The organism is Nocardiopsis sp. CA-288880 (assembly GCF_050955985.1).
Lineage (GTDB): Bacteria > Actinomycetota > Actinomycetes > Streptosporangiales > Streptosporangiaceae > Nocardiopsis > Nocardiopsis tropica.
Genome location: NZ_CP192105.1, coordinates 3,762,588 through 3,782,604, shown reverse-complemented (window position 1 = coordinate 3,782,604; position 20,017 = coordinate 3,762,588). Strand labels below are relative to the sequence as shown.

The window sequence follows — 20,017 nt, the reverse complement described above, 5'->3', positions numbered from 1 at the left end:
GGGCGCGGCGGGACTCCCCGCCCACCGCGCCCCGGCGGGCTACAGGTCGATGCCCACGATGTCCTCCGGCCGCACCGGTGCGTGCGTCAGCGGACGCCCCGTCGCCGCGCGCACCGCGGCGACGACCGCCGGGGTCGACGACAGCGTCGGCGGCTCGCCGGCGCCCCGCAGCCCGTACGGCGCGTGCGGGTCCGGATGCTCCAGGACCTCGATCCGCATCGGGGGCGTGTCCAGGATCGTCGGGATCAGGTAGTCGGTGAACGACGGATTGCGGATCACGCCGTCCTCCACCAGGATCTCCTCCATCAGCGCCAGTCCCAGGCCCTGGGCGGACCCGCCCTGGATCTGCCCGGCCAGCTGCTGCGGGTGCATCACCTTGCCGACGTCCTGCACCGCGTCCAGGGCCACCACCTTCACCAGGCCGAGGTCCACGTCCACGTCCACCACGGCGCGGTGGACGCACATCCCGAACTGGGTGTGCGAGGCGCCCTGGCCCAGCAGCGGGTCGAGCATCTCGGTGGGCCGGTGGTGGAACTCACGGGTCTCCTCGACCACGACACCGCCCTGCGCCGCCTCGCCCAGCAGGTCCGCCAGCGACACCAGCGCCCCGGCCGTCGCCGACACCACCTTGCCGCCGACCAGGGCCAGGTCGGTGTCGGGCAGGTCGCCGGGCACCAGCCCGCGCTCGCGGGCCAGGGCGAACACGGCGGCGCGCACCGACGCGCACGCCGTCCTGACGGCGCCGCCCGTCATGTACGTCTGGCGCGAGGCGGAGGAGGAGCCCGCCGAGCCCACCTGGGTGTCGGAGGGGTGGATGACGACCTTCTCCACGCCCAGCTCGGTCCGGGCGATCTGCCCCTTGACCGTCACCAGCCCCTGGCCGACCTCGGCCGCGGCGGTGTGCACCATCACCACGGGCTCGCCCGACACGACCTCCAGCCGCACCCGGGCGGTGGAGTAGTCGTCGAAGCCCTCGGAGAAGCACAGGTTCTTCAGCCCCACGCCGTAGCCGACGCCGCGCACCACGCCCTCGCCGCGGGTGGTCCCCGCCACCCCGCCGGGCAGGGTGCGCAGGTCGCCGGGGTCGGGCAGCGCCCCGCGCTCGGGCGGCATCGGCAGGTCGCGGCAGCGCTGCAGCATCTCCGCCATGGGCAGCGGCATGTCGATCTCCTGGCCCGTGATGATCCGCGAGCCCTGCGACAGCGCGTTCTTGATCCGCAGGTCCACCGGGTGCATCCCCAGCTCGGCCGCGAGCCTGTCCATCTGCGACTCGTAGGCGAAGCACGCCTGCACCGCGCCGAACCCCCGCATCGCTCCGCAGGGCGGGTTGTTCGTGTACACGCCGTAGGCGTCGACCAGCACGTTGGGCACCTCGTAGGGGCCGATGCCCAGAGAGGACGCCACACCCACCACCGCTGGGGTCGCCGACGCGTACGCGCCGCCGTCCACGACCACCTCGGCCGTGGCGTACAGCAGCCTGCCGTCGGACGAGGCGCCGTGCTCGTAGCGCATCTTCGCCGGGTGCCGGTGCACGTGCCCGTAGAAGGACTCCTCGCGGTTGTACACGAACTTGACCGGCCTGCCGGTGCGCAGCGCCAGCAGGCAGGCGTGGATCTGCATGGACAGGTCCTCGCGCGCGCCGAACGCACCGCCCACGCCCGCCAGGGTCAGCCGCACCTTGTCCTGCGGCAGCCCCAGGGCGGGGGCGATCTGGCGCTGGTCCACGTGCAGCCACTGGGTGGCCACGTACAGGTCCACCCCGCCGTCCTCCGCCGGAACGGCCATCCCCGACTCCGGGCCCAGGAAGGCCTGGTCCTGCATGCCCACCTCGTACTCGGAGGACACCACCACGGCGGCCTCCGACCGCAGCCTCTCCAGCACCGCGCCCTCGCGGGCGGCCGACCCGGCGGCCTCGGCGAACGCGCCCGTGCGGATCGGCTGGTGGCGCAGCCGGTTGCCGCGCTGGTTGAACTCGGGGTGCTCGGGCAGCGACCCCGCCTCGTGCACCGGCGGGCAGTCCGGGTCCATCGCCGCGCGCCGGGAGTCGGTGACCGGCTCCAGCACCGCGTAGTCCACCCGGATGCGCTCCATGGCGCGCCGGGCCGTCTCCGGGTGGTCGGCGGCGACCACCGCCACCGGCTCCCCCTTGTAGCGCACCTTGCCGAAGGCCAGCACCGGCTGGTCCTGGAACTCCAGCCCGTAGCGCTTCTCGCCCGGCACGTCCTCGTGCGTGAGCACCGCGTGCACACCCGGCACCTCCAGGGCCCCGGTGACGTCGATGCCGCGGATCTCGGCGTGCGGGTGGGGGCTGCGCAGGGTCGCCCCCCACAGCATGTCCTCCATCCACATGTCCGAGGAGTACGCGAACTCACCGGTCACCTTCAGCGTCCCGTCGGGACGCCGCGGGCTCGCGCCCACCCCGTCCTTCGTGGTGCTGGTCAGACCGGTCACGGTACGGGTCGTCGCCGCCATCAGCGGTTCACCTCCTGTGTCAGTGCGCGGTGCGCGGCCCGGCCGCGCGCGGCGGCCGTCTCGGCGGACAGGGTGCGGAGCTCGCCGCGGTCGACGACGGTGCTCCCGCCGACCCAGAGCCGCTCCAGCGGCGGGGTGGGGCCGAAGACCGCCGCCACCACCGGGTCGGCGACGACGTCGTAGCCGAACCCGTCCACGCGCCACAGCGCGATGTCGGCGAGCTTGCCGACCGTCAGCGAGCCCAGCTCCGCGTCGCGGCCCAGCACCCGGGCGCCGCCCAGGGTGGCCATCTCCAGGGCCTGGCGCGCGTTGAGCGCCTGCGGGCCCTTGCGGGCACGGGCCATCAGCAGGGCCTGGTGCATCTCCCCCGCCAGGGGCGTCAGCTCACTGGAGGCGGGGCCGTCCACGCCCAGACCGACCCGCACGCCCGCCTCCAGCAGCTCGGTGACCCGGCAGATCCCCGCGCCCAGGCGGGCGTTGGAGGTGGGGCAGTGCGCGACGCCGGTGCCCGTCGCGGCGATCCTCGCGATCGCCGCGTCGGACAGGTGCACGGCGTGCGCGAACCACACGTCCTCGCCCAGCCAGCCCAGCTTCTCCGCGTACTCCACGGGGGTGCACCCGAACTCGGCCAGGCACTGCTCCTCCTCGTCGAGGGTCTCCGCCAGGTGGGTGTGCATCCGCACCCCCCTGTCCCGGGCCAGCGCCGCGCCCTCCACCATCAGCTCCCGCGAGACGGAGAACGGCGAGCAGGGGGCCACCGCCACCCGCGTCATCGCGTCGTCGGCGCGGTCGTGGTAGGCGTCGATGGCCGCGGCGGTCCCGGCCAGCGCCCCCTCCAGCGTCTCGACGACGCCGTCCGGGGGCAGCCCGCCCTGGCTCCGGCCCCGGTCCATCGACCCCCGGGCCAGGTCCAGGCGCACCCCCACCTCGCGGGCGGCCTCCACCTCGGCGGCCACGATGTCCCCGCGCCCCGAGGGGTGGATGTAGTGGTGGTCGGAGGCGGTCGTGCACCCGGACAGGGCCAGGTGGGCCAGTCCGGCCGAGGTCGTCCCCGAGACGACGCCGGCGTCCAGGCGGCCCCAGATCTCGTAGGACCCCACCAGCCACTCGAAGAGCGTGCCGTCGGCGAACAACCCCTGCGTCGCCCACTGGTAGAGGTGGTTGTGCGTGTTCACCAGGCCCGGCGTGGCCAGGCAGCCGCGCCCGTCCACGCGCTCGGCCCCCGGGGCCGCCGGGGCCGGGCCCGCGCCCACGGCGGTGATCCTCCCGTCGCGCACCACCACGTGGCCGTCGGCGTACTCCGCCCCGTCCACGGTGACCACGTGCGCGCCCTCGACGACCACGGACCGGCCGGTCCCCGCCACGGTGTCCGCCGCGCTCATGCCTCGCCCCCGGTTCCCGCGTGGCGCTCGGCCGCCAGGTGCACCGCGTCGATGATCTTCTCGTACCCGGTGCACCTGCACAGGTTGCCCGCCAGCGCCTCCCGGATCTCGGCGTCGTCCGGAGCGGGCAGGCCCGCCCCCACGGTCCGCTCCAGCAGGTCGTCGGTCTGGACGAGGAGCCCCGGCGTGCAGAAGCCGCACTGGACCGCCCCCGCCTCGACGAACGCGTCCTGCACCGTGCCCAGCTCGCGTTCGGGGCCCTTGCCCGACCCCTGCGCCAGGCCCTCCACGGTGCGCACGCGGCGCCCCTCGGCCTGCCCGGCGGCGATCATGCACGAGCACGCCGTCACGCCGTCGAAGTAGACCGTGCACGAACCGCACTCGCCCTGCTCGCAGGCGTTCTTGCTGCCCGGCAGGCCCAACCTCTCACGCAGCACGTACAGCAGGCTCTCGCCCGGCCACACGTTGTCGGCGGTCACGTCCTCGCCGTTGACGTTGAAACTCACGCGCATCGCGTGGCTTCCTTCCTGTAGTCGGTGACGGACCAGCTCAGAGCGCGGCGCGCCATCACCGAGAGCGCGTGCCTGCGGTACCCGGCGCTGCCCCGCTGGTCGTCGATGGGACGGGAGGCCGCGGCCACCAGCTCCCCGAAACGGCGCACGGCCGCCTCCGAAAGCGGTGCGCCGCCCTCCCAGTCGAACTCCCCGGCCAGGAACTCCTCCGCCGCCTCGGCCCGCAGCGGCGTGGGGCCGGCCGAGCCCAGGCCGGTGCCCACGGTCCTGCGCTCCGCGTCCAGCGCCAGCGAGAAGGAGGTCACCGCGATGACCATCGCGTTGCGCGTGCCGATCTTGGCGAACTGCTGGGGCCCCGACGGCTCGGGCAGCAGGACCGCGGTGATCAGCTCGTCGTCACGCCTGGCCGTGGTCCGGAACGACAGGTAGAACTCCCGGGCGGGCACCCGGCGCCTGCCCCGCACCGACGCCAGTTCGATCACGGCGTCGGTGGCGAGCAACGGCGGGTGCGCCTCCCCGGCCGGGGAGGCGCCGCCCAGGTTGCCCCCCACGGTGCCGCGGTTGCGGATCTGCGGGGAGGCCACCGAGCGGGAGGCCCTGGCCAGCGCCGGCGCCGCCGCCGACAGGTGCTCGATGATCCGGGTGTAGGGCACACCCGCGCCGAGGCGTGTGCAGCCGTCCTCGGCGCCCCACTCGGCCAGTTCGGGGATCCGGGTCAGGTCGATCAGGGCGGCCGGGCGCCGCTTGTCGAAGTTGAGTTCCACCATGACGTCGGTGCCGCCCATGATGGGCAGCCAGTCGGGATGGGCGCTCTTCGCTTCGAGCGCCTCCTCCAGTGTGGAGGGGCTCAGGAATTCCATGCTGGTCCTCGTCGTCGGGGTTCGGTCAGGTCGTCGGCGGGCGCGCAACCCCTGGTCGGTCCGTTGCTGTTGTGAAGTACAACACCGATACACGGGCCCGGCCAGAACGTGATGACATGAAGTGATCCTGGAACGAACCGTTAGTGTTGGGCGTTTCCTACAAGCGGCGTTTCCGAAAAACCTTCCCACCGCCGCCCACCGGTCACGGGCGAGCACCCGCCCGCACAAGCACAGAAGGACGTCAATGCAGATCAGTGAGCTGCTCGCCATCAAGCGGCTGCACCTGAGGTTCCTGTCGGGAGCGGAGCACGCGCACCGCACCCTGCGGTGGGCGTACACCACCGATCTGCTCGACCCGGCCCGCTACCTGCGCGGCGGGGAGTTCGTCCTCACGGGCATGATGTGGCGCACCCGCCCCCAGGACTCGGAGGCCTTCGTGTCCTCCGTGGCCGGGGCCGGCGCCGTCGCCCTGGGGGCCGGCACCGCCCTGGGCGAGGTCCCCGACGACCTGGTGGAGGCCTGCCTGGCCCACGACCTGCCCCTGGTCGAGGTCCCGGCGGAGACGTCCTTCGGCGCGGTCACCGAGGAGGTGCTGCGCTCCCTCACCCAGCGCCGCTTCACCACCATCGCCGAGACCCGCGACCGCCACCGCCGGCTGATGGCCGACGTCGCCGCCGGGGCCGACTTCTCCGACGCGTTCACCGCCGCCACCGCGCAGGAGGGGCGGACCGCCTGGGTGATCTCCTCCACCGGGCGCCACGTCGCCTCCTCGGGGGCGCCGCTGCCGGAGGCCGACCGCGAGTGGATCGCCGCCAAGGCGCTCACCTGGCACGACTTCCCGCACACCACGCGCCTGCCGGAGGAGGGGGGCCGCGTCCTGACCGTGGTCCCCGTCCAGACCAAGGAGTCCCACCCCCTCGCCACCTGGCTGATGGTCTGCGCCGGAGACCACACCGCCTGGACCGACGAGGAGCACGAGGCGGTCGCCGAGCTCGCCTCCGTCGCGGGCCTCGCCCGCAGCCGCGCCGACGAACGCGCGCTGGCCGACGCGCGCCACCTGGAGGGGCTGCCGCGCCTGCTGGCCGCACAGCGCTTCGACGAGGTCACCGAGCTGATGCGCGGAACCGGGACGGCCACGGGCGCCGACGAGGGGGGCCACGTCGTCGTGAGCGCCGTCATGCTGCCCGAGCCCCGCGTGCCCGACCTGCCCCGGCGGGTGGTCACCGAGCTCGTCGCCGACCACCCCGGCGCCGTCGTCACCGGAGACGCCGACACCCTCGCGATCCTCCCGGTGGCCGGCGCGGGGACCGACGCCCGCGCGCGGGCCGAGGAGATCCGCGCCCGACTCCTCCACCGCGCCCGGGTGCTGGACGGAGGCCTGCTCGACCACCGCCTCGCCATCGGTCTCAGCTCGGCCGCCCGGGGCATCCCCGAGCTGCGCGGCGCCGCCGTGGAGGCGCGCCACGCCCGGCGGCTGGCCGAGCTCCGGGGCGGGCGGTCCCGCGTGATCGCCGGGGCCGAGATCGACTCCCACGAGCTGCTGCTCGCCTCGGTCCCCGAGGAGGTCCAGGCCTCCTACCGGGAGCGCCTCCTGGGGCCGCTGCTCGCCTACGACCGCGACCACCGCTCCGAGCTGGTGGACACCCTGGAGCGCTTCCTCGCCCACTCCGGCTCATGGCAGCGCTGCGCCGCCGCCATGCACGTCCACGTCAACACCCTGCGGTACCGGATCGGACGGGTGGAGGAGCTGACCGGGCGGGACCTGAGCAGCCTGGAGCACAGAGTGGACCTGTTCCTCGCCCTCAAGCTCCGCGACTGAGGGGACGGCGCCGGATGTCGCCGGCGACCGCTAGGGTCCTCGCGATGAGTACCGACCTTTCCTCTCCAGAGACCACGGACGCGGACCTGTCCGACTCCGACCTGCGCGACGCCCTGGCCGACGCCGTATCCGCCCCGCGCGTGTTCACCCGGTGCGACCTCTCCGGCGCCGACCTGCGGGACACCGACCTGACCGACGCCGTCTTCGCCGACTGCCGCATGGACGGCGCCCGGTTCGAGCGCGCCGTCCTGGACGGCGCGAGGTTCACGGGGGGAGGGGCGCCCGGGGCTCTCTTCGCCGGGGCGGAGTGCGCCGACACCCGCTTCGAGAGGATGGACCTCGCCAACACCCGCTGGCAGGGCGCGCTGCTCACCGACACGGTGTTCACCGGGTGCCGGCTCACCGGCGCGGGGCTGACCTCGCTGCGGGGGATCGGCTACACGTTCTCCCAGTGCAACATGATGCTGGCCCGCGGCAAGGGGCTCTCGCTGCGCGGCCGCACGCTGGAGGGCCTGCGCCTGGACGAGGCCGACCTGGCGAGCGCCGACCTGCGGGAGACCGTGTGGAAGGAGTCGCGCCTGCGCGGCGCCAACCTGGTCAACGCCAGGTTCGCGGGCGCGGACCTGCGCGGGGCCGACCTGGGCGAGCTCGGCCTGGACCAGGCGGGGTACCTGCGGGGGGCCAACATCAGTCCGGCCCAGGCCGGCCTCATCCTCGGCGCCCTCGGCATCACCGTCGTGGAGTAGGAGCCCCTCCGGGGCGGGCCGGGCCGTCGCGCACCTCGCGGACGGCCCGGCCCCTTTCTGCCCTCGTCGGCCTTCAGGACGACGGGACTTGCCTAAAGGCTTTAGGGAAAGATAGAGTGGGTCAAGGCGAACGGAGAAGGCATGATGGCACGCGCGGGACTGACCCCGGAGCGCCTCGCCCGGGAGGGCGCGGAGATGGCCGACGAGGTCGGCTTCGAGAACGTGACCGCCTCGGCGCTGGCCAGGCGGTTCGACGTCAAGGTCGCAAGCCTGTACTCGCACGTGCGCAGCTCCCGGGACCTGAGGACCCGGATCGCGCTGCTCGCCCTGGAGGAGATGGCCGACCGGGCCTCCGAGGCCGTGGCGGGACGGGCGGGAAAGGACGCCCTCGGCGCCCTCGCGAACGTCTACCGCGACTACGCCCGCGAGCACCCCGGCCGCTACGAGGCGGCCCAGCTCAGACTCGACCCGGAGACGGCGGCCGCCAGCGCCGGCGTGAGGCACGCCCGGACGACCCGGGCGATCCTGCGCGGCTACGAGCTGGCCGAACCGGACCAGACCCACGCGGTCCGCCTGCTGGGCAGCGTCTTCCACGGCTACGTGACCCTGGAGATGGGGGGAGGGTTCAGCCACAGCGCCCCCGACACCCAGGAGACCTGGTCGCGGACCATCGACGCCCTCGACGCGCTGCTGCGCAACTGGCCCGCGGCCTGACCCGCGGCGGGCACCCGCCCGCCCCTCGCGCACGGTGCCGGTGCGCAGTTCCCGCGCCGGTTCCGGTGAGCTGCCGCCGTCCCGCCGTCCCGCCGTGCCCGGGCGCCGGACCGGCCCACCACGCACCCACGACCACCACAGGAGGCCGCCACCATGCACGCCCAGGACGACTGGACCACCACGACCGTCACACCGGAGCTCCTGCGCGGCGCCCTCGACCTGGAGCGCACCGAACGCGGGCTGCTCCCGCACAGGCTCCCCGCCCGTGCCCGGGCCCAGTGCGCCGACCCGCAGCTCGCCATGGCGGAGTCCCAGCCCTCCGGGGTGCGCCTGGCCTTCCGCACACGGGCCACCGCCGTCGAACTCGACACGGTGCCCACCAGACGCGTCTACCCGGGAGGGCCGCCCCGTCCCGCCGGGGTGTACGACCTGCTCGTCGACGGCCGCCTCACCGACCAGGCCGTCGCGACCGGAGGTGACACCCTGCGCGTCGACCTGGCGACCGGCGCCGTCGAGCACAGCCGGGGGCCCTCCGCCACACTCCGCTTCGCCGGCCTGCCCGACCGGGACAAGGACGTCGAGATCTGGCTCCCGCACAACGAGACCACCGAGGTCGTCGCCCTGCGGGCCGACGCCCCGATCGCGCCCCTGCCGGACCGTGGGCGCCGGGTGTGGCTGCACCACGGCAGTTCCGTCAGCCACGGCTCCGACGCGGCGAGCCCCACCACCACCTGGCCCGCGCTGGCCGCATCGCTCGGCGGAGTGGACCTGGTCAACCTCGGCCTGGGCGGCGGCGCCCTGCTCGACCCCTTCACCGCCCGCGCCATGCGCGACACCGACGCCGACCTGATCAGCGTCAAGATCGGCCTCAACCTGGTCAACGGCGACCTGATGCGCCTGCGCGCCTTCGGTCCCGCGGTGCACGGCTTCCTGGACACGATCCGGGAGGGCCACCCCGAGGCGCCGCTGCTGGTCGTGTCGCCGATCCACTGCGCCATCCACGAGGACACCCCCGGCCCCTGCGGCTTCGACACCGAGGCCCTTCGGGCGGGTGAGCTGCGGTTCCGGGCCAACGGGGACCCGGCCGAGCGGGCCGAGGGCAAGCTGACGCTCACCGTGGTCCGGGAGGAGTTGTCGCGGATCGTACGGCAGCGGGCGGCCGAGGACCCGAACCTGCACTACCTGGACGGCCTGGTCCTCTACGGCGAGGCGGACGCCGACGAACTGCCCCTGCCCGACCGGCTCCATCCGGACGCCGCCACGCACCGACGCATCGGGGAGCGCTTCGCCGGGTTCGCCTTCGGGGAAGGGGGCCCGCTCTCCGGGAAAGCGGCCTGAGGGCCCCTCCCGCTGGTTCCGCGGGGCCCGCGCCGCACGGCGGCCCCGCGTTGCCGGTGAGCGTGTAGCACACCGGTCGGTTCCAGGGGTGGATTCGGTGTGATTGGCCAGGTCGGGACAGTCCTGTTACGCAAAGTGAAACAGTGGATACGTTTGTTCCGGCGGTGGTCGTAGGCCGGTTCGGCTCACCGGCCCGGCCGGGCACCGCCACCGGTAGCACACTGCGACAGGAAGAGGTTGTATGGCCAACGAGATCAGGTTCGGCGACCGGATCCACCTGCTGAACGGCTACAACGGCTGGCAGGGCGGTTACCTCGACAGCATCAACCACCGCCCGGCCCCCGCGAAGTACGGGGTGCAGACCGCGGACACCCCCACCCGCGGGGCGGGAACCGGGACCTGGGAGATCCTCTCGCCCGAGGGCAAGGCCACCGGTACGAACGTCCTCAGCGGTGACGTCGTCTGGCTGCGCAACCTCTACGGCGGCGACGGCGGCTACCTCGACACCAACGGCCACGCCAGCAGCACCCAGAAGTCGGCCGGCGCCAAGTACGACGTGTCGACCTCCCAGAGCCGGGACCGCGCCGAGGGTACCGGGCGGTGGCGGATCTTCGCGCAGACCTCCACCCCCACCGACCAGCACGTGCGCACCGGTGACGTGCTCCTGATCTGGAACCTCTACGCCGGCAACGGCGGCTTCCTGGAGACCAACCAGCACTCCACCGAGGGCGACAAGTACGACGTGTGCACCAACGCCTACTTCAACCGCGCCGCGGACGTCGCCTACTGGAAGGCGTCGCGGGCCTGACCGCGGGGACGGGCCGGTAGCGCTCCCGCGCGGAGGGCGCACCCCGGGCCGGTGCGGTGGCGGGGGAGTGCGGGGACCTCCCCGGCCCCCGGCCCCCGGGCACGGCTCCGCGCACGCACGCCCCCGGCGCTCCTGCCGGGGGCGTGCGCCCCTCCGGTCCGCCGACGCCCCCGGAGGAGCCCGTGGAGGTGCGCCCCCGGGGCCCGCTCCCACCGCCGCCGGCTCGCGGCGGGCCCCGGCCGAGGACCGCTCCGTCGAGCGCTCTTCGGCGGAGGGGTGGGGGCCGGCCCGGACGTGCACGCCCCCTCCTCGGCGAATTGCGCGAATCTACGACATAAAGGTGGCCGTTCCTCTTTTTTCCGAAACCGGTCCAGAACTCGCCCAGGCACCTGACGCCACCGCATTCCTCACGTACTCCCCGAAGGCCCGCGGCTCGCGTCCCAGAACCCGCTGGACCCCCTCGGACAGGTGCGCGTCCTTGCCGCGCAGGATGGGGGAGACCGTCGTCGCCAGCGCCTCGGCGTCCTCGGCCCCCACCCCCTGGCCGACGAGCTCCGCGACGAACCCCTCCCGAGGGAGCGCGACGTACTCCACCGTCCGTCCGGTGGCCGCGGAGATCTCCGCCGCCACCTCCGCCAGGGTCAGGGCGCGCGGCCCCGACAGTTCGTGGATCAGGCCCGCGTGTCCCGGCCCGGTGAGGGCGGCGACGGCCACGTCCGCGATGTCCTCGGCGTCGACGAAGCTCGCCGCGCCGTCCCCGGCGGGCAGTCCGATCCTGCCGGAGCCGACCATGTCGGCGAGGAAGCCCTCGTCGAAGTTCTGGGAGAACCATCCCGGCCGGAGGATCGTCCACTCCAGGCCGCTGGAGCGGACGGCCTCCTCGGCGTCCACGAGCGTGTTGCCCGCCAGGGCGGCTCCGGGCAGGTAGTCCGGGTCGTCGATCCCCCGGCCGGAGAGGAGTACGAGCCTGCGCAGTCCCGCGGCCTCGGCCTGCTCGACGAAGGGCCGTACGACCGGTGCGGGGTCGAAGGGGACCACGTAGGCCGTCTCCACGCCTTCCAGCGCAGGGCCCCACGTGGTGCGGTCGTTCCAGTCGAAGGGCCATGCGCCGGAGCGCGACGCCGCGCGCACCTCGTGTCCTGCTGCGCGCAGCCGCGCCGCCACCCTCCGGCCCGTCTTGCCCGTGGCGCCGACCACCAGGACCGGTCGGCGGGCCGTGCTTCGCGCGGTGTTCCGTGTGTCTGTCATGCCCTGAGTCAATCGGAGGGGAGTGAGACGATCCATGGTTGAAAGCCTCACTCCGATGTCTTCGCGTCTAAGGTGGTGACATGGATGCTCTCGCTGACCTGCTGGACGGAGTCCGGGCCCGGGGCGCCCTGTTCAGCCAGTCGATCATGGCCCCTCCCTGGGCCGTGCGCTTCGAGAACCGGTCGCCGTTGAGCGTGGCCACCATGGTGCGCGGGCGCGGCTGGGTCGTTCCGGCGCACGGCGAACCGGTCGCGCTCGGCACCGGTGACGTCGCGATCGTGCGCGGTCCCGATCCGTACACCGTGGCGGACCGCCCGGACACCCGGCCCACCTGCCTGGTGCACGGCGCCGACCTCTGCACGACCCCCGAGGGGGAGGAGTTCGACGAAGGGGCCCTGCTCGGGCCGCGCACCTACGGGGACCGCCCCGACGCCCCGGACCGGTTGCTCGGGGCCTCCTACGAGGTCGGGGGAGAGGTCAGCAGGCGCCTGCTCTCCGCCCTCCCAGAGGTGCTGGTGGTGCCGGCGGACGACTGCCACCGCCCTGTCACCTCCATGATCGCCGAGGAGGTCGTCTGCCGGGCGCCCGGGCAGCAGGTGGTCCTGGACCGCCTGCTGGACCTGCTGCTCATCTCCACCCTGCGTGCCTGGTTCGACCGCCCCGGCACCCGGGCCCCCTCCTGGTACGCCGCCATGGGCGATCCTGTGGTGGGCCGGGCCCTGCGGCTGCTCCACGACGCCCCGGCGCGCCCGTGGACGGTCGCCGCCCTGGCGGACGGCTGCGGGGTCTCCCGGGCCTCGCTGGCGCGCCGGTTCACGTCGCTGGTCGGGGAGCCGCCCATGGCGTACCTGACCGGTTGGCGTATCGCCAGGGCGGCCGACCTGCTGCGCGGAGGGGACGCCACGGTCGCCTCGATCGCCCGAAGCGTGGGCTACGCGAACACGTTCGCGCTGAGCGTGGCGTTCAAGCGCCTGCGCGGTGTGAGTCCCACCGAGTACCGCCGGGCGCTCGTCGCCGCCTGAGCGGTTCGCCGGTCCCGGGTGAGGGCGCCTCGGTCCGGGAGGACGGGACGCCGCTGCGGGGGAGGCCCGCCCCCGCGGCCGGGCCCCGCGGGGCCCGGCCGGTCCTCGGACGGGGCCGCCCCGGCCCGGACGTCTCGGCGGGGAGGGGCCGGGGCACGCCCTCCGGGCGGCGGCAGCGCCCACCGCCCGGCGGGCGCCTCACCCGGTCAGGGCGTCGGCGACGGCCCTGGTGGCGCCGAACCGTGTGCGCTTCCCCTCCTCCATCTGCCAGAGGCAGTCCTCCAGGGCGCGGACGAGGGTCCAGGCGCGGGCGCGGTCCCGGTCGATGCCGGCGGCGCCGGTCAGCCGGTCGAACCTGCGGCGTACGGAGGCGGGGGCACCGCCGGGGGCCGCCTCCTCGGCGAACCTGTTGCGGAGCGCGGGCATCAGTTCGTATCCGGGGTCGCCGACGAGCGGTTTGGGGTCGATGGCGACCCAGGGGTCGGGGCGTGTGCCGGACAGGGGGGCGAGGACGTTGGCGTAGTGCAGGTCCCAGTGCAGGAGCCGGTCGCCGGGTTCGGCGGCCATCTCCCGGGCGACCGCCGTCCAGCGGGCCAGGGAGCCGCGTGCGCGGCTGTCGATCCGCTCGTCGGTCAGGAAGGGGCGGACGCGTTCCACCAGGGACCGGGTCATGGTTCCGAGCCTGCGTACCCCGGGCGGTCCGGGGTGGGCGTCGAGCCGGGCGAGGAGTTCGCCGATGGCGGTGAGGGCCTGGTCCAGGGGTGCGTGTTCCAGGGTGCGGGCGGGGTCGAGGGCTTCGAGGAGCAGGGCGCCGCTGTCCGCGTCGTGGTCCAGGAGGCGGACGGCTCCGTCTCCCGCCCAGGCGCGCAGAGCACGGGGTTCTCCCTCGGTCTCTTCGTCGACGGGCTGCATCTTGAGCACGGCGGGGGTGCCGTCGGCGCGCCGCACCGGGACCACGAGGGCGACCATGCCGTGCATGGGGGCGCCCGCGGGGCGCAGGTTCCACCGTCGGAGCAGGTGTGCGGTCAGTGCGGGCAGGCCGGAGGTCCACTCGGTGCCGAACTCGCGGTCCAGGAGCGGTGCCAGGGTCTCGGGGACCCTGATGGGGGGCGGTGGGGGTGTCGTCTCGTTCACGGGTTCCTCTTCTTCGTCGTCGGTTGCGGCGGTGACGAAGAAGGGCGGGGGACCACGGGTCTAAGGCATGCCGAACACCTCACGGCTTGTCGGCGGTCACGGACGGCACGACCCTACCCGCGCCGTCCGCGCGGCGCTTCCTCTTTGCGCGTGTCCGGCGGGGCGCCGTCCGGGTTCTCACCGGGGGCGGGTGAGGGGGCCGCCTCCGTAGACCAGTGACCAGGGGCGTTCCCCGTGGGGGTCGGCGAGGGAGCTGCGGGGGTGTTCGGCGAGTACCCGTGCGGCCACCTCGGCGAAGGCGGGGGCGGCCGGGTGGGCGTCCCGGGCGGGGCGTACCGCCTCCGTGTTCCGGAGCAGGGGGGCTCCCTCCAGCGGGCGCCAGGCCAGGCGGGGTTCCCGTGCTGCCACCCGTGCGCTCTCCAGTCCCACGCCGAGGCCTGCCAGGACCAGGCCCAGCAGGAATCCCGCGTCGCCGGCCTCCCGGACCCTGGGAGGCGTCCATCCGTGTTCCCGGCACACGTACAGGACGCGCTCGAACCAGGCGGGGTCCGAGCGGCGCGCGGACAGGACGAGTTCGCGGTCGGCCAGGTCGGCGAGGGCGACGGGGGAGGAGTGCGGTGGTGCCTCGGCCCGGGGGAGCACCGCGCCCAGCTCCTCCCGGAGCACCGGTTCGCCGAGCAGGCCGGAGCCCTCGAAGGGCGTGGTGAGGAGGCCGGTGTCGACGGTGCCCTCGCCCAGGGCGCGCACGAGTTCGGAGCCGGTCATCTCGCACAGGTCGACGTCCAGTCCGGGGGCGTGTTCGGCCATGCCCCGGAGGAGGCCGCGCAGGGCCGTCGCCGGGGTGCCGGGGCGTACGGCGGCCCGGAGGGTGCCGAGTTCGCCGTCGCGTGTGCGGCGCATGGTCTCCCTGAGCCGGGCCTCGCCCGCGACGAGGTCGCGGGCCTGGGAGACCAGGAGGCGTCCGGCGGGGGTGAGGGAGACCCGGCGGCGTGACCGGTCGAAGAGGGTGACGCCCAGTTCCTCCTCCAGCCTGCGCACCGATTGGCTCAGGGCCGGCTGGGCGATGCCCAGCTCGACCGCCGCCTCGCCGAAGTGGCCTTCGCGTGCCACGACCAGGAAGTACCGCAGGTGTCGTCCGAGATCCACGGCCAGACACTAGCGGAAGGGGTTGTAGCGTGAGCGCCGTGACCACCACCGACGCCCCTGCCGTGCGCGTGCACGTTCGCGAGGTCGACGGGACCCGCGAGTGGGGGCGTCTCGCGGACGTCCCCGTCGTGCTGGCCTCCGTCGCCAAGGTCCTCATCGTCCTGGAGTTCGCCCGCCAGGCCGGGGCGGGGATCCTGGATCCGGCCGAGCGGGTCGTGGCGCGGCGCGCGGACCGCCTGGGCGGGTCGGGCATCGCGGACTTCGCCGACGACGTCGAGTTGTCCCTGCGCGACTGCGCCCACCTGGCGATGACCGTCAGCGACAACACGGCGGCCGACCTGCTCGTGGACCGGGTGGGGGTGGAGCCCGTCCAGCTGCTGGCGGCCGAGCTGGGGCTGGGTTCCACCCGTTTCACGGGCGGCCCCCGGGACCTGTTGCGGATCCTGTTGGAGGAGGGCGGGCCGGGGGGTGCGGGTTCCTCGGTCCTGCCGGCCGGTGTGCGGGGGCGCGTCACGTCCGGCACGCCGGCGGATCTGACGCGGCTCCTGCGGCTGGTGTGGACGGACGGGGCCGCGCAGCCGGAGGCGTGCGCGTTCGTCCGCGATCTCATGGCGCGCCAGCTCGTGCGTACGCGGATCGCTTCGGGGTTCGGTCCGGGGGTGCGGGTGAGCGCCAAGTCCGGCACGCTGCCGGGGCTTCGTGCGGAGGCGGGGGTGGTGGAGTACCCGGACGGTGCGCGCTATGCCGTGGCGGTGTGCGCGGTCGGCCCCGACCCGGGGAGGACGGGGCTGGAGGCGGACCTGGCGCTGGGACGGGCGGCGCGCGGTGCGGTGGAGCGGCTGCGACGGGTTTCCGGGGCGCCCGTGGCGGGGCGGACCGGGGTGGACCGGGGCCGATAGGCGAACGCCTATGGTCGGGCGCCGCCTGCTTATTGGACGCCTGTTCGGGGCCCGTGTTTGGCTGTGCGCCGTTCGGTCCACCGGGGCCGGGCTCAGGACCGGGTGGAAGAGGTGGCCGGCGCATGGCGATCGGACGACGGGGTTTCCTGCGGGGCGCGGTGGCGGCGGGGGCGCTCACGCCCTTGCTGTCGGGGGCGGCGGGTGCGGTGGCGGGGGCGCCGTCGGAGTCCTCGGGCGGGGGGTCGGGTGCGACGTTCCGGTGGCTGGGGACCAGTGGTTGGCGCATCGACGTCCCGGGGCGGGCGCCGATCCTGGTGGATCCGTTCCTCACCCGGTTCTCCACCGGCCTGTTCGACCCCGAGCGGGGGTTCGACGCCGCGACGGAGCTGGTCGTGGACCCGGTGCTGGTGGACGAGCACACCGCCGACATCGGTGAGGACGGCGTCGTCCTGGTGACCCACAGCCACTGGGACCACTTCTCCGACGTCCCCCACATCGCGGCCACGACGGGGGCGCGGGTCGTGGGGACCCTGACGACGTACCACCTGGCCCGGGCGATGGGGGTTCCCGCGGGTCAGGTGTCCACGGTGCGGGGCGGGGAGGTCCTGGACTTCGGCGGGTGCGTGGTGGAGGTCGTCCGGTCGCTGCACAGCCGCAACGCCTCCAGGTCGGTGCTCTTCCCCGGGGTGCGCGTCGGTGTTCCCGGGGCCCCGGTCACGGTCGCGGACCTGCCGGAGGGCGACACCCTCGCCTTCCAGGTGAGGCCGGGGTCGGGGCCGTCGGTGTTCTTGATGGGGGCGAGCGACTTCGCGGAGCGGGAGGTGGCGGGGCTGGCGCCGGACGTGGCGATGGTCGCGCTGCCGTCGACCTCCAGTACGCACGAGTACGTGCCGCGGCTCATCGAGGCGCTGGACAGGCCGACCACGGTCGTGCCCGTGCACTGGGACCACTTCGAGCGGGAGTTGGTGAACCCGCCCCTGGACGGGACGGGGGAGGGGATGGGCGTGGAGGAGTTCACGGCGGAGGTGTTGCGGGTCGCTCCGCGGACGCGGGTCGTGGTTCCCGAGTACCTGGTCCCTCTGAGTTTTTGAGCCGTGTCCTGTGGCCCGGGGGCGTGCGCGGGGTCGTCCGGCCCGGTCGGGCCCCTGCCCGGCGTCGTTCCAGGGCCTGCGCCATGCCTGCCAGGGCGGGCTTGGGTCGGTAGGAGCCGTCGAAGGGCAGGGCCGCGGTGTAGCCGGGGAACCACTCGGGGATCCAGGAGTGCTGGTCGCTGACGCCCCACACCGTGACGTTGACGCACCGGGGCACGTCCAGGCAGGCCTGGACCACCCGCCGGTACTCCCGGGCCTGTTCCTCCAGCTGTTCCTGTCCGGCCGGTTCGGGTATGCGCACGTCGAGTTCGCTGACGGTGACGTCCAGGCCGAGGTCGCTGTAGCGGCGCATCTGCTCGGTGAGGTCCTCGGGGACGGAGCCGTGGACGAAGTGTCCCTGGAAGCCGATGCCGTGCAGCGGCACGCCGCGGTCCAGCAGGTCGGTCACCAGGGCGTGGAGGGCGTCGGCCTTGGGGCCGGCGCCCTCGATGCCGAACTCGTTGATGTAGAGCCTGGCCCCGGGGTCGGCCTCGTGGGCCATGCGCAGGGCCTCGGCGATGTAGTCCTCGCCCAGGACCCGGTGCCACAGGTTGTCCCGCAGCCGGGGGCCGTCGTCCACGAAAGGTTCGTTGACGACGTCCCAGGTGGTGATCCTGCCCCGGTAGCGGCCCAGCAGCGCGTCCGTGTGCTCGCGCATCACCTCGCGCAGCTCCGCGCCGGTCCAGGACCCCTCTGAGAGCCAGGGCGGCTGCTGGTTGTGCCAGAGCAGGGTGTGGCCGCGCACGTCGAGGCCGTGGCGCCGGGCGAAGTCCACCACCGCGTCGGGGCCGCTCCAGTCGAACTCGTCCCGTTCGGGCTGTACGTACTCCCACTTCATGGTGTTCTCCGCGGTGACGGAGGTGTAGTGGGAGGTGACCACGTCCTGGTAGCCGCCGTCGCGGACCAGCGGGTCCACGGCCACGGCCACCCCCAGGCCGATGCCGTGCGAGCGGGCCAGCGCGGGGAGTTCGCCGACCGGCGCCCGGTCGGGCAGGGCGAGGAGCAGGGCCGCGGTGACCGTGAGGACCGCCGCGCCCAGGGCGCCGGCGGCCGGCAGCGCGCCCCTTGCCCGGGCGGGGGCCCGGCGGGCGCCGGGGGCCGTGTCGTGCCTGTGGTCCGCCGGTGTGCCGTGTTCCTCGGGTTCTCGCGGGCTCGGTTCCACCGGGGTTCCTCTCGCTGGGCCTGTGTGCCGGTGGGGCACGCCGGGGTCGGGTCGCGCGTGTTCGTGCGGGGGCGCACGTCGGTCCGGAGGCTTAGGGGGTGCCGGTGGTGACGGGGAACCTGGACAGGGAGCGTACGACGGTGGTGCCGCGGCGGGTGGGGGCGGCGGTGGGCCGCAGGCGCGGGAGCCGTTCGGCGAGGGCGCGCAGGGCGATCTCGCCCTCGAGGCGGGCCAGCGGGGCTCCCAGGCAGTAGTGGGCGCCGCTGGAGAAGGAGAGGTGGTCGGAGGCGTCCTCGCGGGTGATGTCGAACCGGTCGGGGTCCTCGAAGCGGTCCGGGTCGCGGTTGGCGGACCCGATGAGGCACAGTGCGTAGTCGCCCGGTCGCAGTTGCCTGCCCTGTACGGTCGACTCGGTGTGCGCCCACCTGGTGGTCATCTGCACCGGTGAGTCGAAGCGCAGGACCTCTTCCACGGCTCCCGGCGCCAGGCCGGGGTCCTGTACCAGCCGTTCCCACTGTTCGCGGTGGCGCAGCAGGGCCATGACCCCGTTCCCGATCAGGTTGACGGTGGTCTCGAACCCGGCGACCAGCAGCAGGCGGCACATGGCGCGCAGTGCGGCGGGGGTGAGTGCGCCGTCGTCGGCCTCGGCCACCAGGGCGGAGATCACGTCCTCGCGGGGGCGGGTGCGCCGTTCGGCCATGAGCCGGTCGAAGAGGGCGTCGAGTTCGGCCGAGGCCTCGCCGATCCGGCGCAGGTGGCCCGCCGAGCGGGCGCCGTCCAGGGCGCCGCCGATGGTGTGGCCGATCCGGACGAACCGGGCGTCGTCGGACTCGGGGATGCCCAGGAGGCGGCTGATCACCGCGATCGGCAGGGGCTGGGCGAAGTCGCGCATGAGGTCGAAGTCGCGCCGGGCGGTCGCCGTGTCGAGGAGTTCGTGGGTGACCTTCTCGATCTCGGTGCGGTACCCGGCCATGCGGCTCGGGCTGAAGGCGGGGCGGGCGAGGGCGCGCAGACGGGTGTGCTCGGGCGGGTCGAGCATGAGGAAGGACAGGTCGATGATGTCGAACTGTCCGGGGAGGGCGGCCCCGGCGGGCGGTCGCACGCCGAAGTCCCGGCTGCGCAGGAGGGTGCTCACCGCCTCGTAGGTGTTGGCGGAGCGGAAGCCGAGCTTGCTGGTGGTGAAGGGGCCCTGGGAGCGCATCCGCCGGTAGGTCGGGTAGGGGTTGTCGCGCCAGGGGTGGTGCAGGAGGCGGCTGGGGTGGTCGCCCGTCTGCGCGGACAGCCATGACAGGCCGTGGGCCGCGCGCAGCCGGGCGTCGATGCGCAGTGCGTCGATGATCTGCATGGCCGTGTGGTCCTCTCCTCGGTGCTCCGGCGTTCCCGGCCCGGGTGGGGCCGTCCTCGTGCGCTCCGCGGCGGGAGAGCGGCTGTCGGGTGGCGGGCCGGGGCCGCTGTGCCGTCCCGAGGGGCCGGGCCGGAGAGCACGTACCCGGTCCCGTTCCCTCGCGCGCGTCCCCGCCTTGCGACCCCGCCCCGCGGGCGCGGCGGGAGGCCGCCGTGGCGGTCCTGTGCCGGGCGGGCCGCCGTCCCCGGGCCGGCGGCCGCGGCGTCCTCCGCGCGAGTGG

17 protein-coding genes are annotated in these 20,017 nt (G+C 74.3%); 8 read left to right on the top strand and 9 right to left on the bottom strand.

The genetic code is table 11. The features are described 5' to 3' along the window. Positions 1–39: 39 nt before the first annotated feature. The 4 genes from pucD to ACQPYD_RS16610 are packed head-to-tail and all read right to left on the bottom strand — an operon-like array spanning position 40 to position 5,226. The gene (gene pucD / locus ACQPYD_RS16625) at positions 40–2,472 is read right to left on the bottom strand and encodes a xanthine dehydrogenase subunit D (RefSeq protein ID WP_433701896.1); all 2,433 of its coding nucleotides are present in this window, start codon (positions 2,470–2,472) and stop codon (positions 40–42) included. After that, positions 2,472–3,854 carry an 8-oxoguanine deaminase gene (locus ACQPYD_RS16620; protein ID WP_433701895.1) on the bottom strand — a complete coding sequence of 461 codons (1,383 nt, stop codon included), beginning with the start codon at positions 3,852–3,854 and terminating at the stop codon, positions 2,472–2,474. Before ACQPYD_RS16620 ends, pucD begins: the two co-directional genes overlap by 1 nt. Next, positions 3,851–4,366 carry a (2Fe-2S)-binding protein gene (locus tag ACQPYD_RS16615; RefSeq protein WP_433701894.1) on the bottom strand — a complete coding sequence of 172 codons (516 nt, stop codon included), beginning with the start codon at positions 4,364–4,366 and terminating at the stop codon, positions 3,851–3,853. Before ACQPYD_RS16615 ends, ACQPYD_RS16620 begins: the two co-directional genes overlap by 4 nt. Continuing rightward, on the bottom strand, positions 4,357–5,226 hold the full coding sequence (locus ACQPYD_RS16610) for an FAD binding domain-containing protein (RefSeq protein WP_433701893.1): 870 nt from the start codon (positions 5,224–5,226) through the stop codon (positions 4,357–4,359). The genes ACQPYD_RS16615 and ACQPYD_RS16610 overlap by 10 nt, the downstream gene beginning before the upstream one ends. 244 nt (positions 5,227–5,470) lie before the next feature. Between ACQPYD_RS16610 and ACQPYD_RS16605 the strand changes: the two genes are divergently transcribed. The 5 genes from ACQPYD_RS16605 (at position 5,471) to ACQPYD_RS16585 (ending at position 10,651) form a co-directional block, all read left to right on the top strand. Beyond that, complete coding sequence (locus ACQPYD_RS16605) at positions 5,471–7,045, top strand: PucR family transcriptional regulator (protein WP_433701892.1); 1,575 nt, start codon at positions 5,471–5,473, stop codon at positions 7,043–7,045. Positions 7,046–7,089: 44 nt separating this feature from the next. Next, positions 7,090–7,791 (top strand): pentapeptide repeat-containing protein, encoded by a 702-nt coding sequence (locus ACQPYD_RS16600; protein ID WP_433701890.1) that lies wholly within the window; start codon positions 7,090–7,092, stop codon positions 7,789–7,791. 144 nt (positions 7,792–7,935) lie between these two features. After that, on the top strand, positions 7,936–8,505 hold the full coding sequence (locus tag ACQPYD_RS16595; protein WP_433702074.1) for a TetR/AcrR family transcriptional regulator: 570 nt from the start codon (positions 7,936–7,938) through the stop codon (positions 8,503–8,505). A gap of 153 nt (positions 8,506–8,658) precedes the next feature. Further along, the gene (locus ACQPYD_RS16590; RefSeq protein WP_433701888.1) at positions 8,659–9,843 is read left to right on the top strand and encodes a GDSL-type esterase/lipase family protein; all 1,185 of its coding nucleotides are present in this window, start codon (positions 8,659–8,661) and stop codon (positions 9,841–9,843) included. 241 nt (positions 9,844–10,084) lie between these two features. Beyond that, complete coding sequence (locus ACQPYD_RS16585; protein WP_433701886.1) at positions 10,085–10,651, top strand: hypothetical protein; 567 nt, start codon at positions 10,085–10,087, stop codon at positions 10,649–10,651. Positions 10,652–10,978: 327 nt separating this feature from the next. On the opposite strand, the gene ACQPYD_RS16580 is transcribed toward ACQPYD_RS16585, so the two are convergent. Beyond that, positions 10,979–11,899, bottom strand: coding sequence for an NAD(P)H-binding protein (locus ACQPYD_RS16580; protein ID WP_433701884.1), 921 nt, complete (start codon positions 11,897–11,899; stop codon positions 10,979–10,981). 80 nt (positions 11,900–11,979) lie between these two features. Between ACQPYD_RS16580 and ACQPYD_RS16575 the strand changes: the two genes are divergently transcribed. After that, complete coding sequence (locus ACQPYD_RS16575; RefSeq protein ID WP_267944525.1) at positions 11,980–12,921, top strand: AraC family transcriptional regulator; 942 nt, start codon at positions 11,980–11,982, stop codon at positions 12,919–12,921. 198 nt (positions 12,922–13,119) lie between these two features. On the opposite strand, the gene ACQPYD_RS16570 is transcribed toward ACQPYD_RS16575, so the two are convergent. Beyond that, a complete protein-coding gene (locus tag ACQPYD_RS16570) occupies positions 13,120–14,055 on the bottom strand; it encodes an aminoglycoside phosphotransferase family protein (protein WP_433701882.1) in 936 nt (311 codons plus the stop codon). A 177-nt stretch (positions 14,056–14,232) separates the two neighbouring features. Further along, positions 14,233–15,201, bottom strand: coding sequence for a LysR family transcriptional regulator (locus ACQPYD_RS16565; RefSeq protein ID WP_433701880.1), 969 nt, complete (start codon positions 15,199–15,201; stop codon positions 14,233–14,235). 38 nt (positions 15,202–15,239) lie between these two features. Between ACQPYD_RS16565 and ACQPYD_RS16560 the strand changes: the two genes are divergently transcribed. Together ACQPYD_RS16560 and ACQPYD_RS16555 are read left to right on the top strand one after the other, a co-directional pair. Then, positions 15,240–16,100, top strand: coding sequence for a serine hydrolase (locus ACQPYD_RS16560; RefSeq protein WP_433701879.1), 861 nt, complete (start codon positions 15,240–15,242; stop codon positions 16,098–16,100). Between the two features lie 122 nt (positions 16,101–16,222). Beyond that, the gene (locus ACQPYD_RS16555; RefSeq protein WP_433701878.1) at positions 16,223–17,191 is read left to right on the top strand and encodes an MBL fold metallo-hydrolase; all 969 of its coding nucleotides are present in this window, start codon (positions 16,223–16,225) and stop codon (positions 17,189–17,191) included. On the opposite strand, the gene ACQPYD_RS16550 is transcribed toward ACQPYD_RS16555, so the two are convergent. Together ACQPYD_RS16550 and ACQPYD_RS16545 are read right to left on the bottom strand one after the other, a co-directional pair. Continuing rightward, positions 17,115–18,287 (bottom strand): endo-1,4-beta-xylanase, encoded by a 1,173-nt coding sequence (locus tag ACQPYD_RS16550; protein ID WP_433702073.1) that lies wholly within the window; start codon positions 18,285–18,287, stop codon positions 17,115–17,117. The two genes, ACQPYD_RS16555 and ACQPYD_RS16550, sit on opposite strands and share 77 nt — an antisense overlap. A gap of 196 nt (positions 18,288–18,483) precedes the next feature. Further along, positions 18,484–19,737 (bottom strand): cytochrome P450, encoded by a 1,254-nt coding sequence (locus ACQPYD_RS16545; RefSeq protein ID WP_433701877.1) that lies wholly within the window; start codon positions 19,735–19,737, stop codon positions 18,484–18,486. Between the last annotated feature and the right edge of the window lie 280 nt (positions 19,738–20,017).